Genomic DNA, 26,652 nt, shown 5'->3' with positions numbered 1-26,652 from the left:
CGGAAGAGAAGAATTAATACGGCTAACGACCCAGCATTTAAACGGCGCGGGGATTATGATTTATTTGAAGTAGCGAAATTATTGCCTGGCAATCAAGTTCCATCGCACCCCGTCCGATTTAAAACGCCTTGTTATGTTTTGAATTTACAGGATTTCGAGCTTTACTTTTTTACCTAATGCCTTCGCATATTTGGTAAGCGTAGAAAGTTTGATATCCTCGGCATGATTCTCAATTCTGGAAATCACTGACTTAGTGGTGTTCAACTTCTCGGCAACATCAGCTTGAGTTGCTCCCATATTTTCGCGGGCCTGGCGAAGAATCACTCCGATTTTAAAATTCAGATACCCTTCCTCAAAGTTCTCTGCAAACTCTGGGCTTTCGGCTTTCTTTTGATCGATAAAAATTTCTAAATCATCTTTACTCATTGTTCTTTCCTCCGGTAATAATCACGTTTACGTTCTTCGGCAGTTTCAATTTCCTGTTTTGGGACTTTATTCGTCTTCTTTGCAAAACCACTGGTTAATACAATCAGTTTTGGACCGTCAAAAAATCCCAGCAACCGAAAAGTGTTGTTTCCAAGCGTTGCCCGAACTTCCCAAATATCATCGGTGCTTTTGAGCTTCTTCAAATACTGAGTGGGAACCTGTTCTAAATCACGAACAACACGAAGTGTCCAGGCCACTTTCTTAGATTGTTTGTCGGGAAGACTTTGCAAGAAATCTTCCACAGGACAATTCCCGGTTTTTGTTCGGTAAAACTTGATAACGCGCATATTTAAAAGTTAGCATATATGCGAACATTGTCAAATAAATTTTATTGCGAAAAGAGAGGGGAAGTAAATGAAGAACATAACGACCCAGCGTGTAAGCGGCGCGGGGATTATGATTTCTTAGAAGTAGCGAAATTATTGCCTGGCAATCAAGTTTCATTACACCCCGTCCGCGTCCGATTTAAAACGTTTTGTTATGCTACCGGATTAGTCGTAATGAGTCCACATTCTAATTACTTTAACAACTTTCTCCTTTTCATATACTTGATACACTAAGCGATGCTGGATATTAATTCTCCGTGAATAAGCCCCTTCCATATTACCAACCAATTTTTCATAGGGAGGATATTCTTCAAAAGGATTTTCCTCAATGATCTCCAATAAGTCTTCGATCTTTGATTTTAAACCTGATGAAGCTGCTTTCTTGGCATCCTTTTTTGCTTGTTTGGTATAAACGAGTTTGTAATTACTCACCAGTCAAGTTCGTCTTCGGTTTCTTCAAGAGGAGTCTTCATTCCTTCAACAATAGACTCTTGCATGCCGGGAATTGAGGTCAGATAAAGAGTTTCTTGAATAGACCGCCAATCATCTTCACTGATTAATACGGCATTCGATCGTTTTCCGGTAATTTGAATCGGCTTGTGTGTATCAGACGCTTCGTCCAATAATCGATATATATCTTTGCGAGCTTGAGTAGCTGTTAATGTTTTCATGGCGTAAAATTGGTTGGTTAATCACTTGCTTAAAACGTACGCCATTCCGTACATATTGTCAAGTTATAAGAAGAGGTAGCATAACGACCCAGCGTTTAAACGGAGCGGGGATTGTGAGTTTTTTTTGAAGTAGCGAAATTAATACCATACAAACAAGTTTGATCGATCTTCGTCCCCGTCCGATTTAAAACGCCTTGTTATAATGCGCTTTACTTCGTTTCGGCTTATCTTTTAGACATGAAATATCAAACTCCAAAATCAGAAGATGAAATCCTGCCCAACATACTTGGACTAACCGATCCTGATAAGATCGCAGAAGAAGAGTATCGGGGATTTCTTAGAGCTGAAATTAAGTTTGAATCCGAATTAGATAAAGTGGATTCCTTCGATTGGAATTTGATCTCGGAAATTCACAATACTGCTCTACATCATTTATACGAATTTGCAGGAGAACTCAGACAAGTGAATATGTCCAAAGGTGGATTTACTTTTCCAACGGCTAAATTTCTGCCAGACATTATTCAGGAATTTGAAACTGAGTTTCTTGGTGATCTTCCAAAGCATGTAGAAGGATATGAAGAGCTCATACAATATGTTGCCCCAATACACGCAGAATTACTATTTATTCATCCATTCAGAGAGGGGAATGGACGTACAGCTCGACTCTTTGTAGATTTAATTGCGGTAAAGTTTGATTTGGAAAAATTCAGCTTCGGAAAGATTACAGAGAAGAAGATGTCGGAATACATAAAAGCTGTGCAATCGGCAGCAGAAAAGAATTACCAGCCGATGATCGAGCTTTTCAGGATGTTGGAGAAGTAACCTTTTGCTGAAATTCCTGAACTACTTCTCGGCGGATTTGCTCAGCTTTCTTTTTGGATATATTAATCCCTTCAATACGAAAAGATGCCCGCTGTGATTTCATAGCTCCACGGGAAATAGACTCGATATTATTCTTTGATTTCATGCCTCTAATATACCAAAAAGTGAATAAAAGTTCTTAACTGGCAAGCATTATAACGACCCAGCGTTTAAACGGCGCGGGGATTATAATTTAGTTGAAGTAGCGAAATAAATTCTTGCCAATCAAGTTCCCATCGCACCCCGTCCGCGTCCGAATTAAAACGCATTGTTATACGCATGAGAGCTCGATTTACTCCAGTTTCATATCAGCATTTGCCCAAGCAACAATTTCATCTCCACCCATAATGCTTTTTACGAATTCTCTTTTTTCTATTGTTTGAGTGCCAAAACCTCCATCTTTAAAACTATCTTTAAAAACCATGATGTGTGGAACTCCTGGAATCTCTGCTTTATTTAGGTGCTCTAAAATAAGTTCATTATGATATCTACTCCCCATTGAGGTCTCATCCCAATACTCATATTTCTGAATATACTTGATAGCCTCATCCATATTTTCGTCCATTGTTACCATCACTAATTTCGTATTAAACCCCGAGTGCAACGAATCAAAATCATTCCTAATTATATCGATGCTTTCAATTACATCTTGACGGTTACAAGGTCCGCAATCTGTTGCTCCGAAATAGAAAACAGTTAATTGTTCTTGGGCAAATACCGAAGTGTATGCAAGTAGAAAAATTATTGTGAATATAGTTTTCATAGTTCTCTCGTTTTGTAAATGCGTATAACATAATATTATCCGAACAAGGGTTTTGTTAGGACGCGGTGGATAAGATCCACGAATCGCCATTCACACACATTATTCGGTGATATTGGGATGTTATCCGTCTCATTAGTCGGATAAAGTCGCCGGATAACAATATTTTTTTGTAAGGAATTGCTTCCTCATCACTCTAACAAGATAATACCATAATCTATAAAGTCAACGGGTGATATGGCTAAGTCTGAATTGTTAGAGAAGGTTAGAAGAGAGATCAGAAGAAGAAATTACAGCTTCAAGACTGAACAGGCCTACACACAATGGGTGGTTCGTTTTGTGAAATTTCACGGTACGGTCCATCCTTTAAAATTAACTGATCAGGATGTGGAGCAGTTTCTGAATCATCTCGCAAATGAACAAAATGTGGCAGCCGGTACTCAGAACCAGGCTTTAGCCGCTCTGGTATTTCTCTATAAAGAAGTTTTAGGTAAAGAAGAGTTGACCCTTCATCATCTCGAACGGGCGAAGAAGCCAAAAAGATTACCGGTGGTATTGTCTTCTGCAGAAGCATCAGCTCTTTTGAAAAAGCTGGACGGTTTGGCATTGCTTATTTGTGAACTGCTTTACGGCAGCGGGCTGAGGATATCAGAATGCCTGAGGTTACGGGTACAGGACATTGATTTTGATATGGAGCAAATATGGGTTCGCTCAGGAAAGGGACAAAAAGATCGTGTGGCACTTCTTCCGCAAACATGTATTCCTAAACTCAAAGAACAGATCAACAAGGTAGATACAGTACATAAAAAAGACCTGGCCAAAGGACATGGGCGAGCCTTACTGCCTAAGGCACTAGCCAGGAAATATCAGGGCGAACAGATACAGCTCCGGTGGCAATACTTGTTTCCCTCAAAACGAATATCTAAAGATCCCCGAAGCGGATTAAAACATAGGTATCATATTTCGGATCGTTTCGTGCAACGGAGACTGAAAAGAGCAGCAAAATCAGCCGGGATAAATAAAAAAGTAACCTGCCACACCCTGCGCCATTCCTTTGCCACGCATCTGCTCCAAAACGGCTACGACATCCGCACCGTCCAGGAACTCCTCGGCCACAAAAACCTGAAGACTACCATGATCTACACACACGTGATCAACAAAGGCGGAAACTATATTAAAAGCCCTGTGGATATTTTATAGATCGTTCATCATAGTTCGGTGATTCGGTCTTTCGTCAATCATTAAGAATAACGATTAACCGATGGACCGAATGACCGATTTGTGAAATTGTTTAATTTCATACTGAAAAGCCGAAATCTTTAAAGTTGGACGTCTAGAGTTATTAATTCGGCCTCAGAAAAAAGAGCGTTAAGAAGATGACGAAATAAAGCGTTAAGAAATAAATCATACCGCGTGGCAATTAAATTACTTGCAAGCCCTGTGAAGGAGCATTGATTTATTATAGCGGAATGAAGACATCTTTAGCTCTTTTTTCGCAGCCTTGACCTTTTGTTACTTTTGGTGCCAGTCCGACATCTGGCGGATCAGCATGACCGATAAGGTTGATCAGGTATGGATAAGACACCAATAACGAAAAAGGGTCATCCTGAGGAACCGAAGGACCTACACAACTATAATATAACCCATGCTCGTGAAGGTGCTTCTCCGCCGGTTGGCGGATCAGCAAGACTCACGAAAAACTGATCTGGCATGAACTAACCAACCAATTAATAAGAGAGAAAATGAAATACGCCACATACATCCTCACCAACCCAAACCGAAAGGTGCTATACACAGGAGTTACAAGTAACCTGCCCAAAAGATTAGTAGAGCATTATGAGGAAAAAGGGAACACAAAGACATTTGCTGGAAAGTACTATTGTTACTGCCTTATATGGTATGAAGTATTTCCAACTATGAACGAAGCCATACAGGCAGAAAAAAGGATCAAAGGAAAGAAACGAAGGTGGAAAGAAGACCTGATCAATGAGAATAATCCGCAATGGAAATTTCTAAATGATACTATACTTGGTGAATGGCCACCCAGACAAACAATACCAGAAAGGGAAGAATAGGTTAAACCTTATTACCAACCAATAAAAGAGGGTCATCCTGAGGGTACCCCCGAAGGACCTACACAACTATAAAATAACCCAGACCCGTGAAGATGCTTCGGGAGTACCCTCAGCATGACCGATAAGGCTGATCAGGTCTGGATAAGACACCAATAACGAAAAAGGGTCATCCTGAGGAAACGAAGGACCTGCAAAAGTACGAAGCAACACCAACCTTTTGAAGATGCTTCGGGAGTACCCTCAGCATGACCGATAAGGCTGATCAGGTCTGGATAAGACACCAATAACGAAAAAGGGTCATCCTGAGGAAACGAAGGACCTACACAAGTACGAAAAAACACCATCCCCCAAACTTCAATATTGAGTGTTCAATGTTCCCTATTCTCACCGCCCCTTAAGCACCCCGGAAAGATTCAGCTTATGGATCGGAATGAGATAAGAAGAAAGCATTTCATCTTTATGGATACCCAGCTCACCCGTCCCTCTGAAATCCACCATACATACTTTTTCGGCTGTTTGAACCACTTCCCCGATACCATAATACTCCGGACTGGGGCCATAATAGACCAGGTCACCTGTCTTCAGGGTATTATTCGCCCGCCGGTGATAGGGTTTGATTACGGGAAGCAGGTCAAGCCGGTATGATAATTTTCGTTTTTTGGAGAGTGCCATCACTCTGGGTTCTTCTGATGAATATGTATTTCGCGTTCAGTCCCTGAAAGATGTGAAATTTTGATCCAAATCGCATCGTCGGGTATGAGGGAGCCGATCTTTTCGGGCCATTCGACCAAACAAACGCCGTCGCCGTAAAAATATTCCTCGGCTCCGATCTCCAGGGCTTCCTCTTCATGCTCAAGGCGGTAACAGTCAAAATGGTACACCGGTATATCCCCATGATACTCGTTGATCAGGGTATAGGTCGGTGAGTTGACCTTGTTCGGATCCACCCCAAAATGGGAGGCCACACCTTTCACAAAATGGGTCTTGCCGGCTCCAAGATCACCGGTCAGGCAAACCACGTCTCCGGCACTGAGTTGCTTACCAAACTCAGATCCGGCCCGAATGGTTTCATCCACAGATTGAGATCTAAAAGGAGTACTGAGGTCCATGCTGTGTTGCGTAATTACAAAGTTCAAAAACACCCAAAGATAACACCCTTTCCAAACATCTTTGTGGGAAATGTGGGGAATGGATTCGAGAAGGAAAAAGTAAGTGAATTTTTTCATCCCGTAGGGCAATTCATGAATTGCCCCTACGGGGTTTACTTATGACTAGGCAACGAATCTTATCTACCACCGCACAAGCGAGACGCCTGCACTAGTGCTCTGTTTAATGACGGTGCTTTATCGAACTATCAGACTACAGTCTTCACGGGGATGACAGGTGAAAGTGACGGTGTAAGATCGGGCATCCGTGAAATCCCAGAATCCTATAAATCCGCGAATCTCAAATGATACACTCATTCGTAAAACACTTGGGAATGGAACGCAGATTACACGGATCTTGCGGATGGTCACGGATTAGGAATGATGAATTGAACAACCGATTCACCGATCTGAGATAGACCGAAAGACCGAATTTGTAGTACCGGGGAGCGTATTCTTGTGGACTCATCTCAACGGGATGAAATCAATAGACCCGGGATTTATCCCGGGGTAAAATGAGAATAAAAAGAACCTCCGCCCGTAGGGTTGTATGGTTCAAATGATCATTCGGAGGTTGGGAAACTAACTCGATCGTGAACCCATCGGAATTAAACATAAATAACACGGATGAGCATTGGTTAGAATTGATGGTTAGGGCTTAGCCATTGAACAAAAGCCAGCCTACCGGCAAAGGCAGGGATGGCAACCTGTAATGGGGGTAAAACATAAAAAATGCCACAAAATTAAATCGGCCTTAGAAAAATGTGCGAAAAGAGGATGAAGTAATGAAGCGTTAAGAAAGAAATCATACCGCAGGGTACTAGATATATTGGTAAGCCCGGTAAAGGAGCCTTGATTTCTTTTAGCGTAATGGATTCAGGCTCAGCACATTTTTCTCAGCCGGGAGCTTTTGTTTCTGGAGCCTGTGCTGATGCAGATCAGTATCGGCACAAAAGAAAGAGGGGTGTGAATACAATATCAGAGGGTAGAGGGTATCGCTTACATTGGTTGCTGCAACCCTCCTCACGCGGACCGGGAGGTCCTGCCAGGCATTCCCAACCGGGAGGTTGGCAACGAGTTCAAAGAGGGTGATGAGTTCAAAATGGGTCATCCTGAAGAACCGAAGAACCTGCAAAAGTACGAAGTTGTCATCCCGAGTGCGTACCTAGTCACAAAGGATAATCAGTCTAACACGAGGGATCTCAAAGCATGCACTATTTGCCAGATCAAAGAAGATAAATATTAAGGGAGTTATTTCATCCCGTAGGGGCAATTCATGAATTGCCCCTACGGGATTTACTTATGACTAGGCAACATACTCATTTATGAAACTCTTGGGAATGGGTTCACCAGGATAGATCAGAAACTTCAGGATTCATTATTCTTTGTTCGTTATTCAATATCCCTTTCTCTACTTCGGCTTCAATGTAGCAATTGGTAAAATAACTTCCTCCATGGAAGCCCCGCCGTGTTGGAAGGTATCGCGGTACATATTCTGATACTTGTGATAATTAGTGGGATAAACGAAATAGTAATCCTCCCGTGCCACCATGTAGTTATTCACTGCACCTACTTTTGGTAATCTGAAATTTTGGGGATCATCCATGAAGATAACGGTCTCGGGCTCATCAGCTTTCAGATTGCGGCCATACTTGTAGCGCAAATTTGTGGCGGTGTCCTTATCGCCATACACCTTGGTATCCCGGAGAGCACGAACTGAACCGTGGTCGGTGGTAATGATCAGGGTTACATTTTCCTTCGCCAGTCCCTTGAACATCTGAAGTAGGGTAGAGTGCTGAAACCAGGCTTCGGTCACCGAGCGAAAGGCCGATACATCAGGAGCCAGCTCTTTGATGACATCTGAATCAGATCGTGAGTGAACCAGGGTATCCACGAAATTGAAGACGAAGGCGGCCAGTCGAGACTGTGCGTAGCTTCCGATCCGGTCAGCCACCTTACGTCCGGCATCGGCATTCAGGATCTTTTCATATTTGAAGTTGATATCGATGCCGTGGCGATCCAGCTGTCGTTTCAGTAATTCCTCCTCATGCCGGTTCAGGGATGATTCATCCTGACCCTGTTGCCACAATTCAGGATACATGCGCTCAATATCAGCCGGATAAAGCCCGGAAAAGATCGCATTTCTGGAATAGGGCGTGGCTGTGGGTAAAATGGAGTAATAAAAATCCGTATCAATGGAATAATAGTTGGATAAAAAGGGCTCAAATAGAAGCCATTGATCGTAGCGCATACAATCAATGATGAAGAACATTACATTCTCCCCGTTATCCAGATGTGGGTCAACATAATTTTGAAACACTTCCGGGGAGAGCATGGGCCGGCTTACGTCCTGTTTCATCCACTCACGATATTCCTGATCCATGAATTTACCGAACTCTTTATTGGCCTGCTGAAACTGATCAGACAAGACCTGCTTTAGCCCCTCGTCGCCATCACCGAGGTCGATCTCCCATTGTGTCAGTTCCTTATACACATCGATCCATTCCTTCCAGTGTGTGCCGGGATGAATACGAGATGAAAGCTCATTGAACTGCCGCAGGTAGGTTTGAGCCGATTTTTCTGACTGGAGCCGCCCGCGTTCCAGAAGTCGCTTTGTGGTCAAAAGGATCTGATTCGGATTTACGGGTTTGATGAGGTAGTCCGAGATCTTGCCTCCGATGGCATCCTCCATAATGGACTCTTCCTCACTCTTGGTGATCATAACCACTGGCAGGGATGGCTGAATGGCTTTGATCTTTTCAAGCGTTTCAATGCCACCCATGCCGGGCATCTGCTCATCCAGGTATACAATATCAAAAGGTTCACTGCTGATGAGACTGATGGCATCGGCTCCGTTGGTAACCGGAGTAATGTCGAATCCCTTTTTCTCTAAAAAAATGATGTGTGATTGCAGATGATCGATCTCATCATCTGCCCATAGAATTTTTGGCATAAGCCTCTTTTGTTAACCTTTTATGGCTCTAATGTTATATATGGACGGATGGCTTCGAGTCGTTTTTCACCAATGCCCTTGATATTTATGAGTTCTTCAATAGTCTTGAATCCACCGTTAACCTCTCGATATTCGATGATCCTGCCGGCATAAGCGGGTCCGATACCGTCCAAAGTCTGAAGTTCTTCAGATCCCGCTGTGTTGATATTAATGATGACCGGGGCCATCACCGTATTATTTCCTGAAGTGTCATCAGCCTCAGAAACAGAAGTAACGGGATCCTGTGACCGGGTAATATTCGGCTCAGTATCGGCATTATCAGCGTTATTAACTGTAAAATCAGGATTATATTTTTCAGCAATCGCTGCCTGCTTCTGCTCAGCTAATTTGGATCGTTCTTCAAACAGGGTCAGGATCTCATTATAATCTTCCTGCTGATAATTCAGCTTTTGTTTGATGAAGAATGAACTGAGAAACATCAGGCATAAAATAAGCAGTAACAGCGAGAAAGAAACACGTTCTTTTCGCGTGATCTGTAACTTATCGATCCAGAAAAAGACCTTTCTTTTTAAATTATTCAGCTTCATTTGAATAATATGAGTCTGAAGAAGGAAAAACTCAATAATATTCTTGTATCAGTCTGCAGGAAGTGTGAAGTTTGGCAAAATTCAGATCATGGCAGAAAATCATACTTTCAATTACGGCGACCAATCTATCATCTATCAAACCATTGGGGAGGGCAAACCTTTGGTGGTACTGCACGGCTGGGGGAGCAGTAAGCGTGTGATGATGCCGGTGGCTAAACACCTTTCACGCTTACGTAAAAGTTATGTATTGGACCTTCCGGGTTTTGGAGACTCTCCGGAACCTGACCGCGGCTGGTCGATCGATGATTATGCCGACGCGGTTGAGGCTTTTATTAATGACCTCCCATTTGAAAAAGTGGATGTTTTAGTGCACTCCTTTGGCGGCAGGATCGTCCTGAAATTACTGGCTCGTGAATTTGGTAAGGCACACATCGATAAGGTATTGATCACGGGAGGAGCCGGGATGAAGCCAAAACGATCCATGAAATATTATATCAGGAAATACACGGCCAAAACGCTTAAGGCCCCATTCATGATACTTCCGGGAAGCCTCAGGGAAAAAGCCTTGAGCTGGCTAAGGAGTACATCGGTGTGGAAAAGCCTGGGTTCAAGCGAGTACAGCGAACTGTCAGGGGTGATGAGGGAGACCTTTGTGAGATCCGTGACCGAATACCTGGAGCCATGTCTGCCTAATATTCCCCATGAAGTGTTACTGATCTGGGGAAGGGATGATGATGCAACCCCGGTCTATCAGGGCCAAAGAATTGAAAAGGGTATTGAACATGCAGCTTTGGTAATCATTGAAGACGCGGGCCACTACTCTTTTCTTGACAAGCCTAAACAGTTTGCGCGAATTGCGGAGGCGTTCTTTAAATAGGTTTTAGGTTTTAGGTGTTAGGTTCAAGGTGCAAGTGCACTCTAACACCTAACACCTTGCATCTAACACCTTATTCTCTCCAATTATCCGGAATATCCAGCTCAGCTTTGATCCCGAGTGACTCGATCTCCAGGCCCGCATTCAGTAAACTGATGGCTTTCTTTTGGGCAGTTCGGCTGCTTTTATCACCATTCAGGCCATAGATCGGATCGTCAATGATCGGGTAGCCCCAATGCTCCAGATGCAGGCGTATCTGATGGGTACGTCCCGTTTTTGGTAGACACTTAACGATGGACGAATCAGAGCCTCTTTCAAGAACCTCGAATTCTGTGATGGCTTCCTTGGCTTTGGTAAGTCCCAGTTTTGATTCGAATACAAATCCCGTTTTACGCCTGATGGGTGCATCGATGATGGTAAACGGTTTATCAGGTATGCCCGAAACTTTTGCGAAATAGGTTTTTCTGACATCAGAGCGACTGAAACTGACCATGGCCTGCCTGGCAAATTCCTTATTGCGGGCAAAAAGGACGAGGCCGGAGGTAACCGCATCCAGGCGGTGTACGATCCTAAGGTCTTTATAACCCTGTTCCTTCAGGATCTCAGTCATGGAATTCTTGTTGTACCGTCCTCCGGGATGCATGGGCAAGGGAGCGGGCTTGTAGGCGATCAGGTAATCCGCCTTTTCTTCCAGAATGCTCACTTCATCCGGAACGGTAGGCTCGATCACCTTGGGATTATGATGGTATACCTCATCACTCAGCTTAAGTATATGATCGGGAGCCGCTTGCTCACCGTTCACCCCAACCAGCCCTTTTTTGATCTTACTCAACCAAATCTGCCTTCCATGAAAGGGAAACCGCGTGCTCATAGTGTTTAGCAGGGTTTCGCCCTGGAATTCATTATTTACCCTGAATCGGTAGGTAATGGGGTAAGGCCTTACAATGCGGATCTTACGAGCATCCAACGGGGCGTTCCTTGAAGTCTTCGCCGAAATAATTGTACCATTTACGAAATGGTTTGAAGGCATTTTCAGGATCGAAAGGGCGCTTATATTCACTTTCCATGCACGCTTCGCTGCAGCATCCTTCCATTTTATGGGCGCCTTCCTCAGAGCATACAAAGAGTTTATTGCATTCCATGTTTGCACAATTGATGTAGGTGTCAGCGGGTTTACCGGTTATCTCACACCGGGCGATCGGTTCCAGGTCCTGGGGGTTCACGGGTACTACCAGGCGGTCATCAAATACAAAGCATTTTCCTTTGAAGTGTTTACCACCTTCCTGTTTGCCGTATCGTAAGATTCCACCATGTAGCTGATTGACGTCCTCCCAGCCTTTCTCCTTCATCAACACAGAGAACTTCTCACATCGGATGCCACCGGTGCAGTACATCAATACTTTTTTGTCTTTGGGGATATCCACATCATCCAGCCACTGCGGGAAGTCATAGAAATTCTCAAGGTCCGGTTTTATAGCTCCTTCAAAATGTCCGATCTTAGATTCGTAATTGTTGCGAACATCGATCATAACATGATCTTCTTCCTCGATCACGCGTCGCCATTCTTCCGGCTCCAGGTAATTCCCTCCATTTTCAGGATCCACACCATCCTTATGCAGAGAAACGATCTCTTCACGTACTTTACAGGTCAGCCTTGGAAAAGGAATATAATCACATTCATCCTGTTTGAAGGCTGTATCAGAAAAACCGGGTATGGACCAGACAAAATTCTTGTATTCCTCGATCTGCTGTTCAGTTCCTGCAGCCGTTCCATTAAGCCCTTCATCGGAAATGTAAATGCGGCCTTTCAATCCGATCTCTTTGCAGAATTTTTTATGGGCTTTGCAGAACCTGTCCGGCTCCTCTATCTTTTGGAAGTTGTAGTAAAGTATTACTTGATACATTTTTCTCTTAAATTATAAGTATAAGAAGTGTCAGGTCTTGACGTTCATCATTTGGGCGAACCTGAAAGTTAAGCAAAATACAAACAATGCATAAGTCCGGATTTATAAATAAAACATTCAAGAGAGTCCTGTTTATGATGTTGTTCCTTCCGGGAATGGCATATGCACAGGTGCAACCGGTAAAGCATACATTGCTGTCTGTTCAAAACTCGTTTGAAAGAGGGGAGCTTGACGTTGAAACAGCCGCTATCCGTCAGCTGGAACTCCTTGAAAGGCCGCTGAGAGGCGATCATAGTGTTCATGAGATCAATAAGTGTATTACTCCGGCAACGATGTTTCTGCATCAGCACCGAAGTGAGTTGAGTCCGGCTGTTCTTGCAAAAGCCGATAATCTGGGACTTACCGAACCTCAGAGTGTATCTATGGCTGAACAGTCTTATATCTCACCGTCCGGTAAGTTTGAGATCATATACCAAACTTCAGGACCTGATTCGGTATCAGTCACCGATGATGATGGAAATGGGGTGCCTGATTATATTGATCATGTGGCTGAAGCAGCGGATTCATCCTATCGGCATGAGATATTGAATATCGGTTTTACGGACCCGATACCGAATGGTCAAACCTACAAAGTGTACGTTGAAGATGATCTTTCAGGGGGAGCTTATGGATATACAAATACCTCTGCGACCTCACCGGGAGGGACCTTTATCGTCATTGAATCAGATTTTGAGAATTTTCCTTCAAATACGCATCCCGATGGAGACCAGATAGGGGCGATCTATGTGACCATGGCTCACGAGTTCAAGCATGCCATTCAGTATGCCCAAAATAACTGGGCCTCACCGTCAGGGGCTTTCAATTGGTCTGAAATGGACGCCACACTGATGGAAGAGGTCGTTTATGATGATGTAAACGACTATTATAATTATATCAAGAATGGTCTAAACTCGAATGATCCGAATTCAAGTTCCATTTTCTTCTCACCCGGTTCTGGCACACCCGGTGCCTATTGGCATGTAAGCTGGATGATCTATTACTATGAAAAATATGGAAGTGCGATCTGGAGAGATGTGTGGCAGGAAATTGAATCGGAAAACAACCTGAGCGTGGACAATGCCCTCCGTAGAATATTGCCGGATCAGAATGAAGATTTTGCCGATACTTTTGTGCAAAACCATCTGTGGCACCTGACGTCCGGTTCTAGAGCGGGACTGGATTCTTATGGGTTTGAGGAAAAGGTTAATTATCCGAATGCTAATTTAGAGGCAACGTTCAATTCTGTTCCTTCAGGCGGTATAACTCTGAACAGCGTAAGCCGTATGGCTGCGCGATATTACGAGATCTTTCCAGGTTCTAATGATCAGGGCCCCATTGAAGTGGCCGTAGATTTTGACAGTACACAGGTTGGTGTTGGGTTGCTTTTCTATCTGAAAAATGGACAAATGACCGAACTGATCGCAACCGGAGAAAATAAAGCACAACTCTTTACCCCCACACAGGTTGAGTGGACTGATATCGACCGGCTCGGTGTAGTGATAGCCAATTACAGTAATACAGTGACAACCCGTGATCTGAATATTCAGTTCGGAAAATCAGGACAAGTGGTAGATATCCGTGACCCTGATTATGGTGACATTCCTGAAGAGATAATGGTTTATCAGAATTATCCTAACCCATTTAACCCATCTACAAAAATTCGGTTTGAACTGCCACAGTCGGCCTTCGTAAGCCTTGAAGTGTATGATATTATGGGCAGAAAAGTTCAGACACTGGTTAGCGAAACGCTGAATCCCAGAAGCAGACCTTATGAATATACCTTCAATGCAAGAGGATTAAGTTCAGGTATGTATATTTACAGGCTAAAGATCGGCAATGAGGTCATTACCAAGAAAATGACCTATGTAAAGTAAGAGTTACTTCAAAGCCGGTAAAATCTTCCCTCTCACTTCCCCGAATCCTACCCGAAATCCATCACCCTGACCAAACCCGGTCATTAGGACCTCATCACCATCTTCAAGATAGGATCGTTGCTCACCGTTGGGCAGTATTACGGGATCAGTGCCCATCCACGCTAGTTCCAGCATGCTGCCATAGGATCCCTTTTCAGGGCCGCTGATGGTGCCTGAGCCGAACAGGTCACCGGTTCTGACATTACACCCATTGACGGTATGATGCGCCAGTTGCTGCTCCATGCTCCAATAGAGATTATTGTAGTTAGTGGAGCAGATCTTATATGGCTGATCCATCTTCTCTGTTTTAAGGTGAACTTCAAGGTTGAGATCATACGCTGAACTCTCTTTTGGATTCAGGTAAGGAAGCGGCTTTGGGTTCTGTACAGGCGGCTGGCTTTTAAAAGGTTGCAGGGCTTCTAATGTTACGATCCACGGTGAGACAGAGGTGGCCCAGTTCTTGGCCAGGAATGGCCCCAATGGCTGATATTCCCATTTTTGAATATCACGGGCACTCCAGTCATTAACCAACACCAGGCCAAAGATATGATCAGCAGCTTTTTCTATTGGGATCGGCTCACCAAGATTATTAGCCGTTCCGGTCAGGAAACCGACTTCAAGTTCAAAATCCAGCCTCCTGGATGCCGATAGAACCGGGGTTTCCTCATTATCAGGTAATATCTGACCTTTGGGGCGGTGCAGATCAGTTCCGCTCATGACTATTGAACTCGCTCTGCCATGATAGGCTACCGGAAGGTGTTTCCAGTTTGGGAGAAGAGCATTTTCAGGGTCACGAAACATTGCCCCGACATTTCTTGCGTGCTGCTCTGACGAGTAAAAATCAGTATAGTCACCCACTTCTACCGGAAATACAAGATCTACGTGTTTTTGCGTATAAAATACCCGTTCCCTCAACAGATCATTATCTCGCAGTGTTGGGTTATCAGCTGATAACAGGTTTTGAAGCGTACTCCTGGCTTCATGCCAGGCAGCCTTTCCCAGGCTCATGAAATAATTTAGAGAAGAATCCTGAAACGCCATTTGTTCGCTCAGTTCAGGCCCCATGAAGAGGCCCTCTTCATCCAGAACGAACAGATCCACAACCCAATCCCCAATAGCTGTGCATAGGTGAATTTCTCCCTGATCAGTGATAAAAGCCCCGTATGGCAGGTTCTGTATAGGAAAATGAGAGTCGGGATCAACGTCTATGAAAGATCTGAGCATATCTTGATTTCTTAGATATTTATAATTTCATGCAATGATAACAAACCTTAATGTATCTCAAAATCTTAAATAATGCGGATTAATAGAATATCAGCTAAAATTGCATATTTTATACTTTTAGCATTTATTCAGTTAAACGTTGGTATAAATTAAGGATTTGCTTTATGACTAAGTCGGAGGTACTGAAGTCAATGTCTAAGGAACTGGATCTGACCATTGCAGAAACAGAGGAACTCTATGATTCTTTTGTGGATGGAATGAATATCCTGCTTTCCAATAATGTGGGATTTACACTGCCCGGTGTTGGGAGTTTCAGTACGGAACTTCGGGATTCTCACAAGTCGTACAATCCTCATTACAAGCAGATGATGCTTATACCACCAAAGAAGGTGGTGCATTTCAGCCAAAGCAGCACACTGAAGGATGAGGTTAACCGGGGGAGTGATGAATAAAAAGGTAACCTATTCAGATATTGTCAATGCTCTTTCAAGGAAAACGGGATTCAGCAAGCAGAAGAGTGAAGCATTTGTAAAAACCCTGTTAAATCAGGTTAAGGATGAACTAAAAGATTCCGGTAAAGCATCGATTACAAACTTTGGTAGTTTTAAGGTAAAGAATGTTGCTGAACGAGAGGGTAAGAATCCACAGACAGGTGATCCTATTACCATACCGGCTCACAAACGCGTATCGTTTTCTCCATATAAGTCTTTAAGAGAAAGTGTTAATGCCGAATACCAGCACCTCGAAAGTAAACTTATAGATGAAGATGAGCCCTCAGCGAATACAAATGTGTTTGATCAGAGCGAGGAGACGGAATTAGCTGAGAATGAAAATGAAGCTAATGTAGAAGACAACAAAGATATTGAATCAGAGTCTGATGATACAGAAGAAGGTGAGGTAGCTTCAGAGGCCGGAATGTCATCACCTGAGACTGAAGAAGAGTCTCTGCCCGAAGGTGAGAACAGTGAGGATGCTGAAAAAGTAAAATCCTCGAATACCGATAATGAAGCTGAAAAAAAACCATTGGGTCTGATCTTTTCTAAAACAGAAAAAAAGGAAGAAAAGAATTACACTAACCTGTTGGCCTCACTTGCAGTTCTGATGCTGACGATCATTGCCATTACCTCGGTCTGGTTTCTGTTAGATAATGGATCAGGGAAGGGGCAACAGCCTAATGCGGTATCTGAGAATAGTACAGTTGCAAGTGGGCAACAACTAGCTCGATCCCAAACTGCAAGAACTTCCGAGTCAATTAAGAAAGAAGCTGATGCGCTTGAGAAACGGATTAATGCATTGATAAAAGAGGAAGAGCGGCTCAGGGCAGCCGAGAAAGAAAGGGTTGAGCGACTAGCTGCAGTAAAGGAATCATCTGCTGGCAACGAATCACAGACCTCTGAAGATGCCGGACCCTCAGATGTGGAGGCTGAGCAAAAAACTCAAGCTTATCAGGTACAAGAAGGCGAGTGGTATTGGGTGATATCAGAAAAAGTATACGGTAAACCCCGCTTTTGGCCACTTTTGTTTATGGAAAATCATACTGTCAGCGAAGATCCTGACAGCCTTTTAGAATTGACCAATATCAATGTGCCGGATATGGAAGGCACGGCTTCAAACCCGACAAAGCAGGATTATAAAGATCTGGCGGCTGCCACTAAAATGGTGTCAGAGGCCTATGAGAATGCCGGTAAGTCTGACAAGGCTAGTGAGTACGCAAAATTTGCCCGCATGTGGGAGCAAATGGGTACCTGATCTTACATACATTCCTACCTGGTTATAATATCCAATAGGATCGAATCGGCGATCTTTAACCCATCCTTGGTGAGCCTCAAGTGTTCATTTAGATCAGCTTTGTCATTACTCTCCAATTGGTCGATATATTGAAGCTGATCCCGGTTGAATGAATACTGATATTTGTTTTGAAGTTCATCGATCGAGATCCCTGATCGGGTACGCAGACCCAGCATTAATCGTTCTTCAGCGAGATCACTTTTGTTCAGGATCTCTTCTTCGTATGGCTCTTTCCATTCACTATTAAGGTAAGATCTGAGATTGGGTTTATTGCTCCATCTCCGTGCTGACCCCATACCTTCATTCCACCAAAAGGAATGTGCTCCGGGTCCAAGCCCCAGGTAGTTCACATGATTCCAATAGTTTGAGTTGTGAACCGCTTCCTTACCCGGTTTTGCATAGTTGCTCACTTCATACTGCATGATCCCGGCTTCTTCCAGTTTATCGACCACAAGATCAAAATGCCGGGCGACCGTATCATCTTCAGGCGGGACAATACGTCCCAGTTTAACCTGTTTACCTAGCCTGGTCTGGGGCTCAACAGTCAGTGAGTAGGCAGAAATGTGAGGGGGGTCAAATTGTAAGATGGTGTCAATGTCTTTTTCCAGAACCTCAAGGGATTGCCCGGGATTGCCGTAGATAAGATCGACAGTGAAGACATTAAAGTCAGATGCTTGAAGCAGTTCTAGACAGCGAAGTGCCTCTTCAGAAGAATGTGCACGATGCATAAAGTTCAGAAGATCGGTATCAAAGCTTTGAACTCCCATGCTTGCGCGGTTTATGCCGGCTTTTTTTACCCCTGAAAGGAACTCAGGGGTCACATCATCAGGATTCATTTCCAGGGTGATCTCTTCTGCTTGCAGGTCAAAGACCTGATCGATCGCACTCAGAATATCTTCAAGCTGTGACGGGTTTAACAGTGAAGGAGTACCGCCACCAAAGTAGATACTTTTAATGGTATCCCGGGTGAACCGTGTATCTTTTTTGGATTGGATCTCACGGATCAGTTCATCTACAAATTCCTCTTTATACTCCTTCCGCGTCACGAAATAGAAATCGCAGTATGAGCAGGCCTGCTTGCAAAAGGGAATATGGATATAGAGTCCGCTCATTGAATTGCTTAATTTTAAATGCTAAATGTTGAATGGAATAAACCATTTAACATTTAGCATTCATCATTTAAAATTACTTCGTATAAAAAGGGTTTTTGTCATATTGATCTTTGCCCTGGTAGGCGCGGGAATATTTGACGTAGTTTGAGGCATATTGCTTTATGGATGCCACTTCCTCAACGGTAAGTTTGCGTGCTTTTTGAGCAGGTGAGCCCATATAGAGATAGCCGCTTTTCAGGATTTTTCCGGGTGGAACCAGCGTGCCGGCGGCTACAATCACATCCGATTCAATGACCGCCTGATCCAGTATGGTGGCGTTGATCCCTATAAGTGCGCGATCGTTTATCGTGCAGCCATGTACTACAGCTCCGTGGCCGATGGTCACTTCATTACCTATGATGGTCGGTCCGGTTTGATTCATCACATGAATGCAGACGTTATCCTGAACATTACTGCGATCACCTATCCTGATATAATTGACATCTCCCCGAATGGTGACATTGAACCAGGCACTGCTTTCCTCACCAAAAGTTACATCTCCAATGATCTCGGCACTATCTGCAATAAAAACGGAATCATCGTACTGGGGGGTTCGGCCTAAGAATTCGTGGATCATGGATATGATGGTTAGTATAATTTTGTATAAGGTATGAATATCCGGAAACCAATATCCATCACGGAATGATTAAGTTTTCAACTGGATATTGAATATTCCTTGTTGGTTATTGGATATTCTTGTTTTTCATATTCCGTTTTGCAGTATCTATATTGGTGAAGAAAATTGAGATAAGTTCATCGCATTCCACTAATGCTTGTTCAACTTTTTTGTGTTCAATTAAAGGTTTTTCTTTAATGATGATTAGTACCACAAAAGATTCTCTGAGCTCTTTTAACCCGATTTTCATTTTATGGATGAAGTCTTTTCTGGATTCTGCTGCCTGTGCTTCCCCATATAAAAAAGCGGAAGCTGTTCCTGAACGAACCAACTGATTTTTAAAATGTCTGCCAGTGTAAGTCTTTGGTAGCAACTCAACTATTTCCATGATCAGGATGGCGAATTTTACAAGCCTGTTTTGTAGATCGAATTTTTGATTTTTCATGATTATAAGTCTCAGTTTATACATTAAAGAGAATATCCAATAACCAATATCCATCACGGAATGATCAAGTTTTCACCTGGATATTGGATATTCCTTGTTGGTTATTGAATATTCAATAAAGCCCTTCACTTCTCAGGCTTACAAAATTGTAGCCGGCAATGATAACGTGGTCATCCACCGGGATACCAAAGAGCTTGCCGCACTCAGCGATACGCTTGGTGAGCTGGATATCGGCTGTGGAGGCTTTATTGTGTCCGGAAGGGTGATTGTGGATCAGAATGATGGAGTTGGCTTCGTTCAGCACGGCCTGCCGCATCACTTCAGCAGTATCCACAATGGTGGCTGTTTTCCCGCCATTGCTGATCCTGGAAAACCCCATCAGTTTTTTGGCATTATCCAGAAAACCAACGATGAATGTTTCTTTGGTGAGATGGCGGAGTTTGGGGGCAAAATAAGCATTGACGTCCTCGGGCGAGGTGATCTCTATCTCCTCACCGAGTGCCGCAACCTGTAGCCGACGAGCTAACTCGAATGAAGCTTCCAGGGTTATGGCTTTGACTTTGGCGATACCGGGAATCACTTTCAGGGATTTCCAGTCTTTCCGAACCAGGTTGTGCAATCCTCCGAACTGTGTTAGCAGGGCTTTGGCCGTATCGATCACATTGAGCTTTTTGGTTCCCGTACGTATGAGAATGGCAAGGAGTTCGGCATCGGACAGGGAGTCGGCCCCATAGTTCATGAGTTTTTCACGGGGTTGTTCATCAGGCAGCATCTCTTTGACGGTTCGGCTGTGGAAGTGTTCAACGGAAAAGGATTCTTGGTTTGTCATATCTCTCAGTTTGTTTTCTTTTTAAGTGAGAGCGATGAGAAAGGGATTCCTTACAGAATTTTTTCTATTAGATATAAACTAACCGGCCAGTATTAAGTAAGGGCGTATTGCGATACGCCCTTACGGTAATTCGGTAAAGAGACCTAGTCCTCAGAATATTCTAGAATATCACCGGGTTGACAGTCCAGGGCTTCACAGATGGCTTCTAATGTTGAAAAACGTATGGCTTTGGCTTTGCCGGTCTTCAGAATGGAAAGGTTTGACATGGTGATCCCAACCTCTTCCGAAAGTTCCGTGAGGCTCATCTTCCGCTTGGCCAGCATGACGTCAAGATTTACGATTATGGCCATGGTTATACCGTCAGTTTTAATTCCTGGTACATATCGTGGCCTTTTTCAAAAACGGCGGCCAGGGCAAAAAGGAGGAGTCCATAGACGAAACTTCCCGGTTCAAAATTCAGGCTCATCGAGATCTCATTGGCGACGAGCATTTCATCAATGGGTACTACGAATAACTGATAGATAAGCCACTCGAAAGGTTTTAAAGCGATGATGAGACCGGCTATGATCTTGAGTCGTTTGATGTTCTTTTGAGTAAAGACTTTATCATTCCATGCGGATTTAAGAATCATTCGAAGCTGAAAGAATCCAAATAAAAATAATCCCATTCCAATAATGAAAGAGGCCAATATTCCCACATATAAACCGAAGTGGTTATTCATAAGGTAATCCGCATTTAGGGAGGCAGTTGCGGAATCTATAGAGATCATGGAGGAATCAATAGCGGTTTGAAGGGTGAGTTGATCAGAGTCTATAGGAATGCCTAAATGAATTTCGTTCAATAAAAGTCCAAAAGTATGTTTGGTTAAGACCGTTATAATCGAAAGAACGGCTACCCCACAAAGCGCATACCAAAAAAAGTTGATGATGGCATACGAATAATAAACTGCGTTTTTGTCTTTAAGAGAGCTCATATTATACCGTAAGTTTTTGTTCTTCGTAGATGCGGGTTCCTTCTTTGAATATATAGCCGAGGACGATCATAAAAATGCCTGCAAACATGAAATCCTTCCCAAACAGATCTAAATAGGTGATATCAATGCCCTCAGGAAAACCAAGGTTATTTAATATTGGCAGGGAGAAAAAATGGCCCATATTCAGAAACTGAAAGGAGAAATTGATCGCACCTACTGCGAACAATATTGTACCAATTATTGATAGGTAGCTTGAGTTTTTAGCATGAAAAGGACTTCCTTCGGCTACGTTTCTGAGGACTTTTGCAAAAAAGAATAATAGAATAAAAAACACAGCATTTTCATAGATCTTTAACCCATTGTAAAAGAAAAAGGCATTTTTTACGTCTTTGTAAGGTCCTGAAATGTGAATGTCAGTGGACATACGTTCAGGTATGTTTAAATAGGTGTTTTCAAATTCTACATCCTTGTATTCCTCAAACTGATCAAGTTCAAGATGAACAGGGATATTGTCGATGATCACATAATCATTTGAGAAAAGTGAGGCTGACATGAATAGATCAACCCCAAGGTTGATGATGATCAGCCAGTATCCGACCTGACACATGTAGAGTAAGAAATAAGCGAGCGACCAGTCTTTTCTGAGATTCATAATTGCTCCTAAACCGTTAATTCTTGTTCTTTTTGTAGTTTAACACCCTGATCAAAACACCAGGCGATCACTAGTAATATCACGCCAAAGAAAAATAGAACCGTTGGAAGACTGGATGTTTGCTCGATTGCCTTAGCGTTTTCAAAAACATAAGCTGAATATAGGTCCGGTCGAATCCAGTTAGTCCATCCCCATATTAACACCGGAGCGAAAGTGACCATGCTAGCACAGATATACAGATATCTTGAAATTGTTTCGTTAAAGAAATTGGGGGTTCTTAAACCTGAAACAAATTTTCGAAGAAACCAGAAAAATATGAAGATATAAATTCCGATCAGGATAAATGAGATTACATTTTTTTGTGCTAGAGATTGAAATTTTTCTTTGCTTAGGGAAATGGCAGGTGAAGCTATTCGAACAGGAAAATTTCCAGCGGATTTACTTACAGTGACGTTATTAATCTTTATATCTGGAAAGGTCATCTCTGATTTATTTCCTTCCTGATCAATTTTATTAGCACCAATCAGAACAGAATCAGAAATTGGGATAGAATATAGATTTCGGGTTGAAGCAAAATAATATCCTTCAATATCAATGCCTTTATCTTTGTCAATCACTCGCTCAAAAGTGTAATAATCTGACAAGAAATTTTGAGTGATACGGGCTGAATATTTTGTTGCTCCCTCAAAGTTATTTTCAAGTCCTATTAACCCAGGAATTAGAGTATAGTAGTAACTAGAACCAATTATAATAAGTGATAGTACTATAAGTGCTAGATTACATGCCCAAACAAGGATTGTAAACTTTTTTGATGGTTGCATAGGTCAATATTCGTTCATTATTTATTATGAATATCAATAATTATTTATTGAATAACAATAAATAGTTGCCGAATAGAGAAATAAACTACATTGCATTTGTGATAATATACCGGAGCCCCGTTAGGGCTTAGAAAACGATTTCGTTCCAACACATTGCGATTGGAGCAAGGTGAAGGGTTCCGCCGCTGACCAACCAGAAAAGAAAATTGGTAAGTGTTAAGTAAGGACGTATTGCGATACGCCCTTACGCAGATCTAATCAAAGTGATCTCTCAGTGAATGCCTGACTTTGCCGGTAGGCAGGCCTGAGATCTAATAGTATGAGCAGGAATCAAATATTGATTCTATGGCAAGCATTTAGATTCCCGCTTTCGCGGGAATGACCACTTTAAGGAAAAATAACCAATATCCAACAGGGAATGATGAAGTGGGAACACGCGGACATTGAATATTGAATGTTCAATGTTGAGTGTTCGCTATTCCTTACTCCGTTCCGCCCATCAGTGGTTCATTAAAGGCCCGGATACTGGAGTTAGGTAATCCTTCCGGATAATTGTCCTTCACCATTTGCAGCGCATCTATCACCATTTTGAGGTGCATCTCTTTAGAGTTCTGGTAGAAGGATTGGGCTGCCCCGGACAACTTGGGTTTGCCGTGCAATGGCTTATCACTCACACATAATAATGTAGCGTGAGGAATACGGTAACGGAACCCATTGGTGGCTACCGTGGCCGATTCCATATCAACTGCCACGCTTCGGCTCATATGAATTTCTTCTACGGTCTTGGCTTTGGAAAATTCCCAGTTTCGGTTGGCTGTCGTATAAACCGTGCCGATGCGATGATTCATGTTATTCTGATTTAACACTTCCTGCATATACCGGTTCAGGATGTAGTTAGGTGACACGGGAATACCTATAGGAAATAGATCGTCCAGAACCTGGTCGGCCCTGTAATACCCGTTGGCTAATACAAAATCACCGATATCCTGGTGGTTTCGAAGTCCGCCACAATGCCCAACCATGACCATAGCATCAGAGCGAAGAACACCAACGTGGTCTGTAATGGTCTTAGCGTTAGAAGGCCCTACTCCAATATTCACCAGGGTAACTCCGGAGTTATTCTCCATTTTGTGGTGGTAGGCCGGCATCTGTACCCCCTGGTGAGTCGGTTTCGTACAATCGGGAAACATCTCCAGGAATACATCCACATGCATGTCATAGTTGGTAAACAGAATGTAGCGCTGAAAATCCTCGGGTTTGGTTCCAGTGTAGTGTTGCAACCGATCCAGTGAAATGTCGATGCGTTCGGCACGGAAAAGAAAGAGTTTCTTCTGGGTGATATTCCAGTCGTTCTCATCCAGGTTATCAAAAAGCACGGGCTCATGAAGGGGCAGTACATCACGGGAGGGTTTTATAAATACCGTGGCGTCGTTGGTGATAAGGCGTTCGATCTCTCGTTTCAGATACCACCTGTAGGCAGCAGGTTGAGCCAATTCACCGTCAATGACCGGGTTATGTTTGCTCCATGAACGCTCAACGATCATCTTGGGGTACTTGCCGGATCGATAAATATCCTCCATCAGGTCCAACGCTTTATCGATAGCTTTTTTAAGTTCCGCCTCCGAAGAAAACTGATCTTTAACTAATTTGAGCGTGTCCGACATCTATGAATACCCGTGATTTTAAATTTTCGATTGAGCCGTGGGTCACCACGAAAGAAGAACTCAAATATACGACGAATATCTTCAAACTTTTAAGTCGCGATATGAAATTAGAATCGGAAGATCATTCGGCTACTTTCTCGATCATCGAAGCCCCTGAGTGGATGAATGTGATTCCGCTGACTTCGGACAATGAGATCGTATTGGTGGAACAATTTCGGTATGGGATAGAAGAGCCCACTCTGGAATTACCGGGTGGCATGGTGGATGCCGGTGAAACCCATGATGAAACGGCTCGGCGGGAGTTGCTTGAGGAAACAGGATATGCGGGAGATACCTGGAGTTACTTAGGCAAGGTAAGCTCTAATCCGGCTTTTCTGACCAATTATACGCATTTATACGTAGTTGAGAACTGTCAAAAGGTGCAGGAGCAACAGTTGGATGGGAATGAACGCATCAATATTCATACGATGCCGATGGATGATTTTCTAAAGATGGTTCACGAAGGAACCGTACATCATTCACTGGTGGTAGCGGCTGTGTCTAAGTACCTGCTGTGGAGAAGAGTCAAGGAATAAGCATATAGCTTGTCAGATGATGTCTTCAGGATGAGACGAAATACTGGGAAAGTCTTTTAATATCTGTTTATCCAGTGTAACCAATTGAATGTCAAGGTCCCTGGCCAGACTTATAAATTCACAATCGTATGCTGAACAGGAAGATCTTTCACCTATCTCAAGGACTCTGTTTGAGTTTACATGAAATTCACGTTCAAACATTTGAGTCTCGGCCTTTTCAGTAATAAGCATGGCCTGTGAAAGGGAGATCAGGTCTTTTCTTAGATACAACAAAACTACATTACGAAATTCACTGCGCCATAGAACCGGGGCTGTCCAATGAGGTTCTTTTTGGAATAATTGATCGCAAAGATCAGATTGACTGGAAGGAAGCCAGAAATGTGCTATGATATTGGTGTCAACAACGATCATGACCGGCCTTTTTCAATGGCATTCTGAATATCTTCAGTATTTAATGCTTTTTTGGCCATTTTTCTTGCCATTCGGGCCTCGTACAAGATCTCATTATCAGAAACGCGATTTGGCTCAACGGCCTTTTCAAGGCAAGCAATGATCTCGCTGTTCATGCTTCGGTGACGAGCCTCAGCTTGTTTTTTTAACTTTTCGTAAATCGGCTTTGGGATATTTTTTACAGTTATATTAGCCATGTTTGGTTTCATTTTGGTTGTATAATGAAACTAATATCGTGGCCAATATAATGCAACTCATATTTCCTGTACTGATATGTTAAGATTATGAAAGAGATAAAGAGTAAATACTGAAATCGAACGAATCCCTTCTTACTTTCAGTTATCACATCCCAATGATGAAAGAAAATTAAATCAATCAATTATGTTAGAAACAGGTAGTAAAGCCAACCTCGATTTTACGGTTAAAGCCGTGCAGAATGGAGAAGAAAAAGAGATCAATTTTAAAGATCTGCTGGATAAGCCGACCATTGTATCGGTATATATGAAGAATAACACAGGCGGGTGCGATCGCCAAACCAAAAACCTGGCGGATCATTCCAAATGGTTTACCGATAAAGGATATAATCTGGTGGCCGTAAGTAAAGATACCTGTGGATCACATAAACGCTATGCTGAGAAGCAGGGTATTGATTTTACATTGGTATCTGACCCTGACTACAAATTTGCAGAAGCCACAGATTCCATCGTTCAGAAAAAAATGTACGGAAGAGAGTATGAAGCCCCATCACGTTCGGCCTTTGTTATTGATACAGATGGTACTATTTTGGGAACTATCAAAAAAGTGAATACGAAAGACCACGCCGGAGAGTTAAAAGAGCTGGTCGAAGAATTGAATTAATCCTGTTTTTAC

The 26,652-nt window shown here is 43.0% G+C and carries 34 protein-coding genes; 9 read left to right on the top strand and 25 right to left on the bottom strand.

What is annotated here, in order from left to right:
- Window positions 1-144 precede the first annotated feature (144 nt).
- The 4 genes from AC13FX_RS02860 to AC13FX_RS02845 all read right to left on the bottom strand — a co-directional run bounded on the left by AC13FX_RS02860 (window position 145) and on the right by AC13FX_RS02845 (window position 1,483).
- A complete protein-coding gene (locus AC13FX_RS02860) occupies window positions 145-426 on the bottom strand; it encodes a helix-turn-helix domain-containing protein (RefSeq protein ID WP_482878935.1) in 282 nt (93 codons plus the stop codon).
- Window positions 423-773, bottom strand: coding sequence for a type II toxin-antitoxin system RelE/ParE family toxin (locus AC13FX_RS02855; protein ID WP_482878934.1), 351 nt, complete (start codon window positions 771-773; stop codon window positions 423-425). Before AC13FX_RS02855 ends, AC13FX_RS02860 begins: the two co-directional genes overlap by 4 nt.
- A 204-nt stretch (window positions 774-977) precedes the next feature.
- Entirely contained in the window at window positions 978-1,244 is a 267-nt protein-coding gene (locus tag AC13FX_RS02850) for a Txe/YoeB family addiction module toxin (protein ID WP_482878932.1), read from the bottom strand.
- Window positions 1,241-1,483, bottom strand: coding sequence for a type II toxin-antitoxin system Phd/YefM family antitoxin (locus tag AC13FX_RS02845; RefSeq protein WP_482878930.1), 243 nt, complete (start codon window positions 1,481-1,483; stop codon window positions 1,241-1,243). The genes AC13FX_RS02850 and AC13FX_RS02845 overlap by 4 nt, the downstream gene beginning before the upstream one ends.
- 237 nt (window positions 1,484-1,720) lie before the next feature.
- Between AC13FX_RS02845 and AC13FX_RS02840 the strand changes: the two genes are divergently transcribed.
- Window positions 1,721-2,305 (top strand): Fic/DOC family protein, encoded by a 585-nt coding sequence (locus tag AC13FX_RS02840; RefSeq protein WP_482878929.1) that lies wholly within the window; start codon window positions 1,721-1,723, stop codon window positions 2,303-2,305.
- On the opposite strand, the gene AC13FX_RS02835 is transcribed toward AC13FX_RS02840, so the two are convergent.
- The gene (locus AC13FX_RS02835) at window positions 2,286-2,450 is read right to left on the bottom strand and encodes a hypothetical protein (RefSeq protein ID WP_482878928.1); all 165 of its coding nucleotides are present in this window, start codon (window positions 2,448-2,450) and stop codon (window positions 2,286-2,288) included. The genes AC13FX_RS02840 and AC13FX_RS02835 overlap by 20 nt on opposite strands.
- A 186-nt stretch (window positions 2,451-2,636) precedes the next feature.
- Complete coding sequence (locus AC13FX_RS02830) at window positions 2,637-3,107, bottom strand: hypothetical protein (protein WP_482878927.1); 471 nt, start codon at window positions 3,105-3,107, stop codon at window positions 2,637-2,639.
- A 234-nt stretch (window positions 3,108-3,341) separates the two neighbouring features.
- Here AC13FX_RS02830 and AC13FX_RS02825 point away from each other — a divergent pair, with 234 nt between their 5' ends.
- Window positions 3,342-4,304 (top strand): integron integrase, encoded by a 963-nt coding sequence (locus tag AC13FX_RS02825; RefSeq protein ID WP_482878926.1) that lies wholly within the window; start codon window positions 3,342-3,344, stop codon window positions 4,302-4,304.
- A 542-nt stretch (window positions 4,305-4,846) separates the two neighbouring features.
- Window positions 4,847-5,179, top strand: coding sequence for a GIY-YIG nuclease family protein (locus tag AC13FX_RS02820; RefSeq protein ID WP_482878925.1), 333 nt, complete (start codon window positions 4,847-4,849; stop codon window positions 5,177-5,179).
- Between the two features lie 384 nt (window positions 5,180-5,563).
- Here the strand turns inward: AC13FX_RS02820 and AC13FX_RS02815 are convergent, their stop codons facing one another.
- The 5 genes from AC13FX_RS02815 to AC13FX_RS02795 form a co-directional block, all read right to left on the bottom strand.
- Complete coding sequence (locus AC13FX_RS02815) at window positions 5,564-5,851, bottom strand: hypothetical protein (RefSeq protein WP_103664124.1); 288 nt, start codon at window positions 5,849-5,851, stop codon at window positions 5,564-5,566.
- Window positions 5,851-6,405 (bottom strand): tRNA (adenosine(37)-N6)-threonylcarbamoyltransferase complex ATPase subunit type 1 TsaE, encoded by a 555-nt coding sequence (gene tsaE, locus AC13FX_RS02810; RefSeq protein WP_482878924.1) that lies wholly within the window; start codon window positions 6,403-6,405, stop codon window positions 5,851-5,853. Before tsaE ends, AC13FX_RS02815 begins: the two co-directional genes overlap by 1 nt.
- Before the next feature lie 781 nt (window positions 6,406-7,186).
- On the bottom strand, window positions 7,187-7,435 hold the full coding sequence (locus AC13FX_RS02805) for a hypothetical protein (RefSeq protein WP_482878923.1): 249 nt from the start codon (window positions 7,433-7,435) through the stop codon (window positions 7,187-7,189).
- Between the two features lie 300 nt (window positions 7,436-7,735).
- Window positions 7,736-9,277 carry a T9SS response regulator signal transducer PorX gene (gene porX / locus AC13FX_RS02800; RefSeq protein ID WP_482878922.1) on the bottom strand — a complete coding sequence of 514 codons (1,542 nt, stop codon included), beginning with the start codon at window positions 9,275-9,277 and terminating at the stop codon, window positions 7,736-7,738.
- Window positions 9,278-9,297: 20 nt separating this feature from the next.
- Window positions 9,298-9,864, bottom strand: coding sequence for a ComEA family DNA-binding protein (locus tag AC13FX_RS02795; protein ID WP_482878921.1), 567 nt, complete (start codon window positions 9,862-9,864; stop codon window positions 9,298-9,300).
- Window positions 9,865-9,952: 88 nt separating this feature from the next.
- Here AC13FX_RS02795 and AC13FX_RS02790 point away from each other — a divergent pair, with 88 nt between their 5' ends.
- Window positions 9,953-10,741, top strand: coding sequence for an alpha/beta fold hydrolase (locus AC13FX_RS02790; RefSeq protein ID WP_482878920.1), 789 nt, complete (start codon window positions 9,953-9,955; stop codon window positions 10,739-10,741).
- 70 nt (window positions 10,742-10,811) lie between these two features.
- On the opposite strand, the gene AC13FX_RS02785 is transcribed toward AC13FX_RS02790, so the two are convergent.
- Together AC13FX_RS02785 and trhO are read right to left on the bottom strand one after the other, a co-directional pair.
- Complete coding sequence (locus tag AC13FX_RS02785) at window positions 10,812-11,570, bottom strand: pseudouridine synthase (RefSeq protein WP_482878919.1); 759 nt, start codon at window positions 11,568-11,570, stop codon at window positions 10,812-10,814.
- A 121-nt stretch (window positions 11,571-11,691) separates the two neighbouring features.
- Window positions 11,692-12,642, bottom strand: a complete 951-nt coding sequence (gene trhO, locus AC13FX_RS02780) for an oxygen-dependent tRNA uridine(34) hydroxylase TrhO (RefSeq protein ID WP_482878918.1) — start codon at window positions 12,640-12,642, stop codon at window positions 11,692-11,694.
- A gap of 86 nt (window positions 12,643-12,728) precedes the next feature.
- Here trhO and AC13FX_RS02775 point away from each other — a divergent pair, with 86 nt between their 5' ends.
- Window positions 12,729-14,555 (top strand): T9SS type A sorting domain-containing protein, encoded by a 1,827-nt coding sequence (locus AC13FX_RS02775; protein ID WP_482878917.1) that lies wholly within the window; start codon window positions 12,729-12,731, stop codon window positions 14,553-14,555.
- Window positions 14,556-14,558: 3 nt separating this feature from the next.
- Here AC13FX_RS02775 and fahA read toward each other — a convergent pair whose 3' ends face one another.
- On the bottom strand, window positions 14,559-15,818 hold the full coding sequence (fahA, locus tag AC13FX_RS02770; protein WP_482878916.1) for a fumarylacetoacetase: 1,260 nt from the start codon (window positions 15,816-15,818) through the stop codon (window positions 14,559-14,561).
- 164 nt (window positions 15,819-15,982) lie between these two features.
- On the opposite strand from fahA, the gene AC13FX_RS02765 reads away from it, so the two are divergent.
- Both AC13FX_RS02765 and AC13FX_RS02760 read left to right on the top strand, forming a co-directional pair.
- A complete protein-coding gene (locus tag AC13FX_RS02765) occupies window positions 15,983-16,270 on the top strand; it encodes an HU family DNA-binding protein (protein ID WP_482878915.1) in 288 nt (95 codons plus the stop codon).
- On the top strand, window positions 16,263-17,567 hold the full coding sequence (locus AC13FX_RS02760; RefSeq protein WP_482878914.1) for an HU family DNA-binding protein: 1,305 nt from the start codon (window positions 16,263-16,265) through the stop codon (window positions 17,565-17,567). Before AC13FX_RS02765 ends, AC13FX_RS02760 begins: the two co-directional genes overlap by 8 nt.
- 14 nt (window positions 17,568-17,581) lie before the next feature.
- Here AC13FX_RS02760 and hemW read toward each other — a convergent pair whose 3' ends face one another.
- The 9 genes from hemW to AC13FX_RS02715 form a co-directional block, all read right to left on the bottom strand.
- Entirely contained in the window at window positions 17,582-18,718 is a 1,137-nt protein-coding gene (gene hemW / locus AC13FX_RS02755) for a radical SAM family heme chaperone HemW (RefSeq protein WP_482878913.1), read from the bottom strand.
- Between the two features lie 73 nt (window positions 18,719-18,791).
- Entirely contained in the window at window positions 18,792-19,334 is a 543-nt protein-coding gene (locus tag AC13FX_RS02750; protein WP_482878912.1) for a gamma carbonic anhydrase family protein, read from the bottom strand.
- A 106-nt stretch (window positions 19,335-19,440) separates the two neighbouring features.
- Window positions 19,441-19,818 carry a four helix bundle protein gene (locus AC13FX_RS02745; RefSeq protein WP_482878911.1) on the bottom strand — a complete coding sequence of 126 codons (378 nt, stop codon included), beginning with the start codon at window positions 19,816-19,818 and terminating at the stop codon, window positions 19,441-19,443.
- A gap of 112 nt (window positions 19,819-19,930) precedes the next feature.
- A complete protein-coding gene (gene radC, locus AC13FX_RS02740; RefSeq protein ID WP_482878909.1) occupies window positions 19,931-20,647 on the bottom strand; it encodes a RadC family protein in 717 nt (238 codons plus the stop codon).
- A 143-nt stretch (window positions 20,648-20,790) separates the two neighbouring features.
- On the bottom strand, window positions 20,791-20,997 hold the full coding sequence (locus tag AC13FX_RS02735) for a helix-turn-helix domain-containing protein (protein WP_482878908.1): 207 nt from the start codon (window positions 20,995-20,997) through the stop codon (window positions 20,791-20,793).
- 2 nt (window positions 20,998-20,999) lie between these two features.
- The gene (locus AC13FX_RS02730) at window positions 21,000-21,620 is read right to left on the bottom strand and encodes a DUF2975 domain-containing protein (RefSeq protein WP_482878907.1); all 621 of its coding nucleotides are present in this window, start codon (window positions 21,618-21,620) and stop codon (window positions 21,000-21,002) included.
- A 1-nt stretch (window position 21,621) separates the two neighbouring features.
- Entirely contained in the window at window positions 21,622-22,272 is a 651-nt protein-coding gene (locus AC13FX_RS02725) for a DUF2975 domain-containing protein (protein WP_482878906.1), read from the bottom strand.
- Window positions 22,273-22,280: 8 nt separating this feature from the next.
- Window positions 22,281-23,093 carry a DUF2975 domain-containing protein gene (locus tag AC13FX_RS02720; RefSeq protein ID WP_482878905.1) on the bottom strand — a complete coding sequence of 271 codons (813 nt, stop codon included), beginning with the start codon at window positions 23,091-23,093 and terminating at the stop codon, window positions 22,281-22,283.
- A 482-nt stretch (window positions 23,094-23,575) separates the two neighbouring features.
- Window positions 23,576-24,757, bottom strand: a complete 1,182-nt coding sequence (locus AC13FX_RS02715; RefSeq protein WP_482878904.1) for a phosphorylase family protein — start codon at window positions 24,755-24,757, stop codon at window positions 23,576-23,578.
- 101 nt (window positions 24,758-24,858) lie between these two features.
- On the opposite strand from AC13FX_RS02715, the gene AC13FX_RS02710 reads away from it, so the two are divergent.
- Entirely contained in the window at window positions 24,859-25,332 is a 474-nt protein-coding gene (locus tag AC13FX_RS02710) for an NUDIX hydrolase (protein WP_482878902.1), read from the top strand.
- Window positions 25,333-25,344: 12 nt separating this feature from the next.
- Here the strand turns inward: AC13FX_RS02710 and AC13FX_RS02705 are convergent, their stop codons facing one another.
- On the bottom strand, window positions 25,345-25,743 hold the full coding sequence (locus tag AC13FX_RS02705; RefSeq protein ID WP_482878901.1) for a type II toxin-antitoxin system VapC family toxin: 399 nt from the start codon (window positions 25,741-25,743) through the stop codon (window positions 25,345-25,347).
- A complete protein-coding gene (locus tag AC13FX_RS02700; protein ID WP_482878900.1) occupies window positions 25,740-25,979 on the bottom strand; it encodes a FitA-like ribbon-helix-helix domain-containing protein in 240 nt (79 codons plus the stop codon). Before AC13FX_RS02700 ends, AC13FX_RS02705 begins: the two co-directional genes overlap by 4 nt.
- Before the next feature lie 184 nt (window positions 25,980-26,163).
- On the opposite strand from AC13FX_RS02700, the gene AC13FX_RS02695 reads away from it, so the two are divergent.
- The gene (locus AC13FX_RS02695) at window positions 26,164-26,640 is read left to right on the top strand and encodes a peroxiredoxin (protein ID WP_482878899.1); all 477 of its coding nucleotides are present in this window, start codon (window positions 26,164-26,166) and stop codon (window positions 26,638-26,640) included.
- Window positions 26,641-26,652: the final 12 nt, after the last annotated feature.

It is taken from the genome of Gracilimonas sp. B-17 (genome assembly GCF_056857935.1).
The sequence above is the reverse complement of the archived record's forward strand: the minus strand, read 5'-3'. Positions and strand labels throughout refer to the sequence as shown.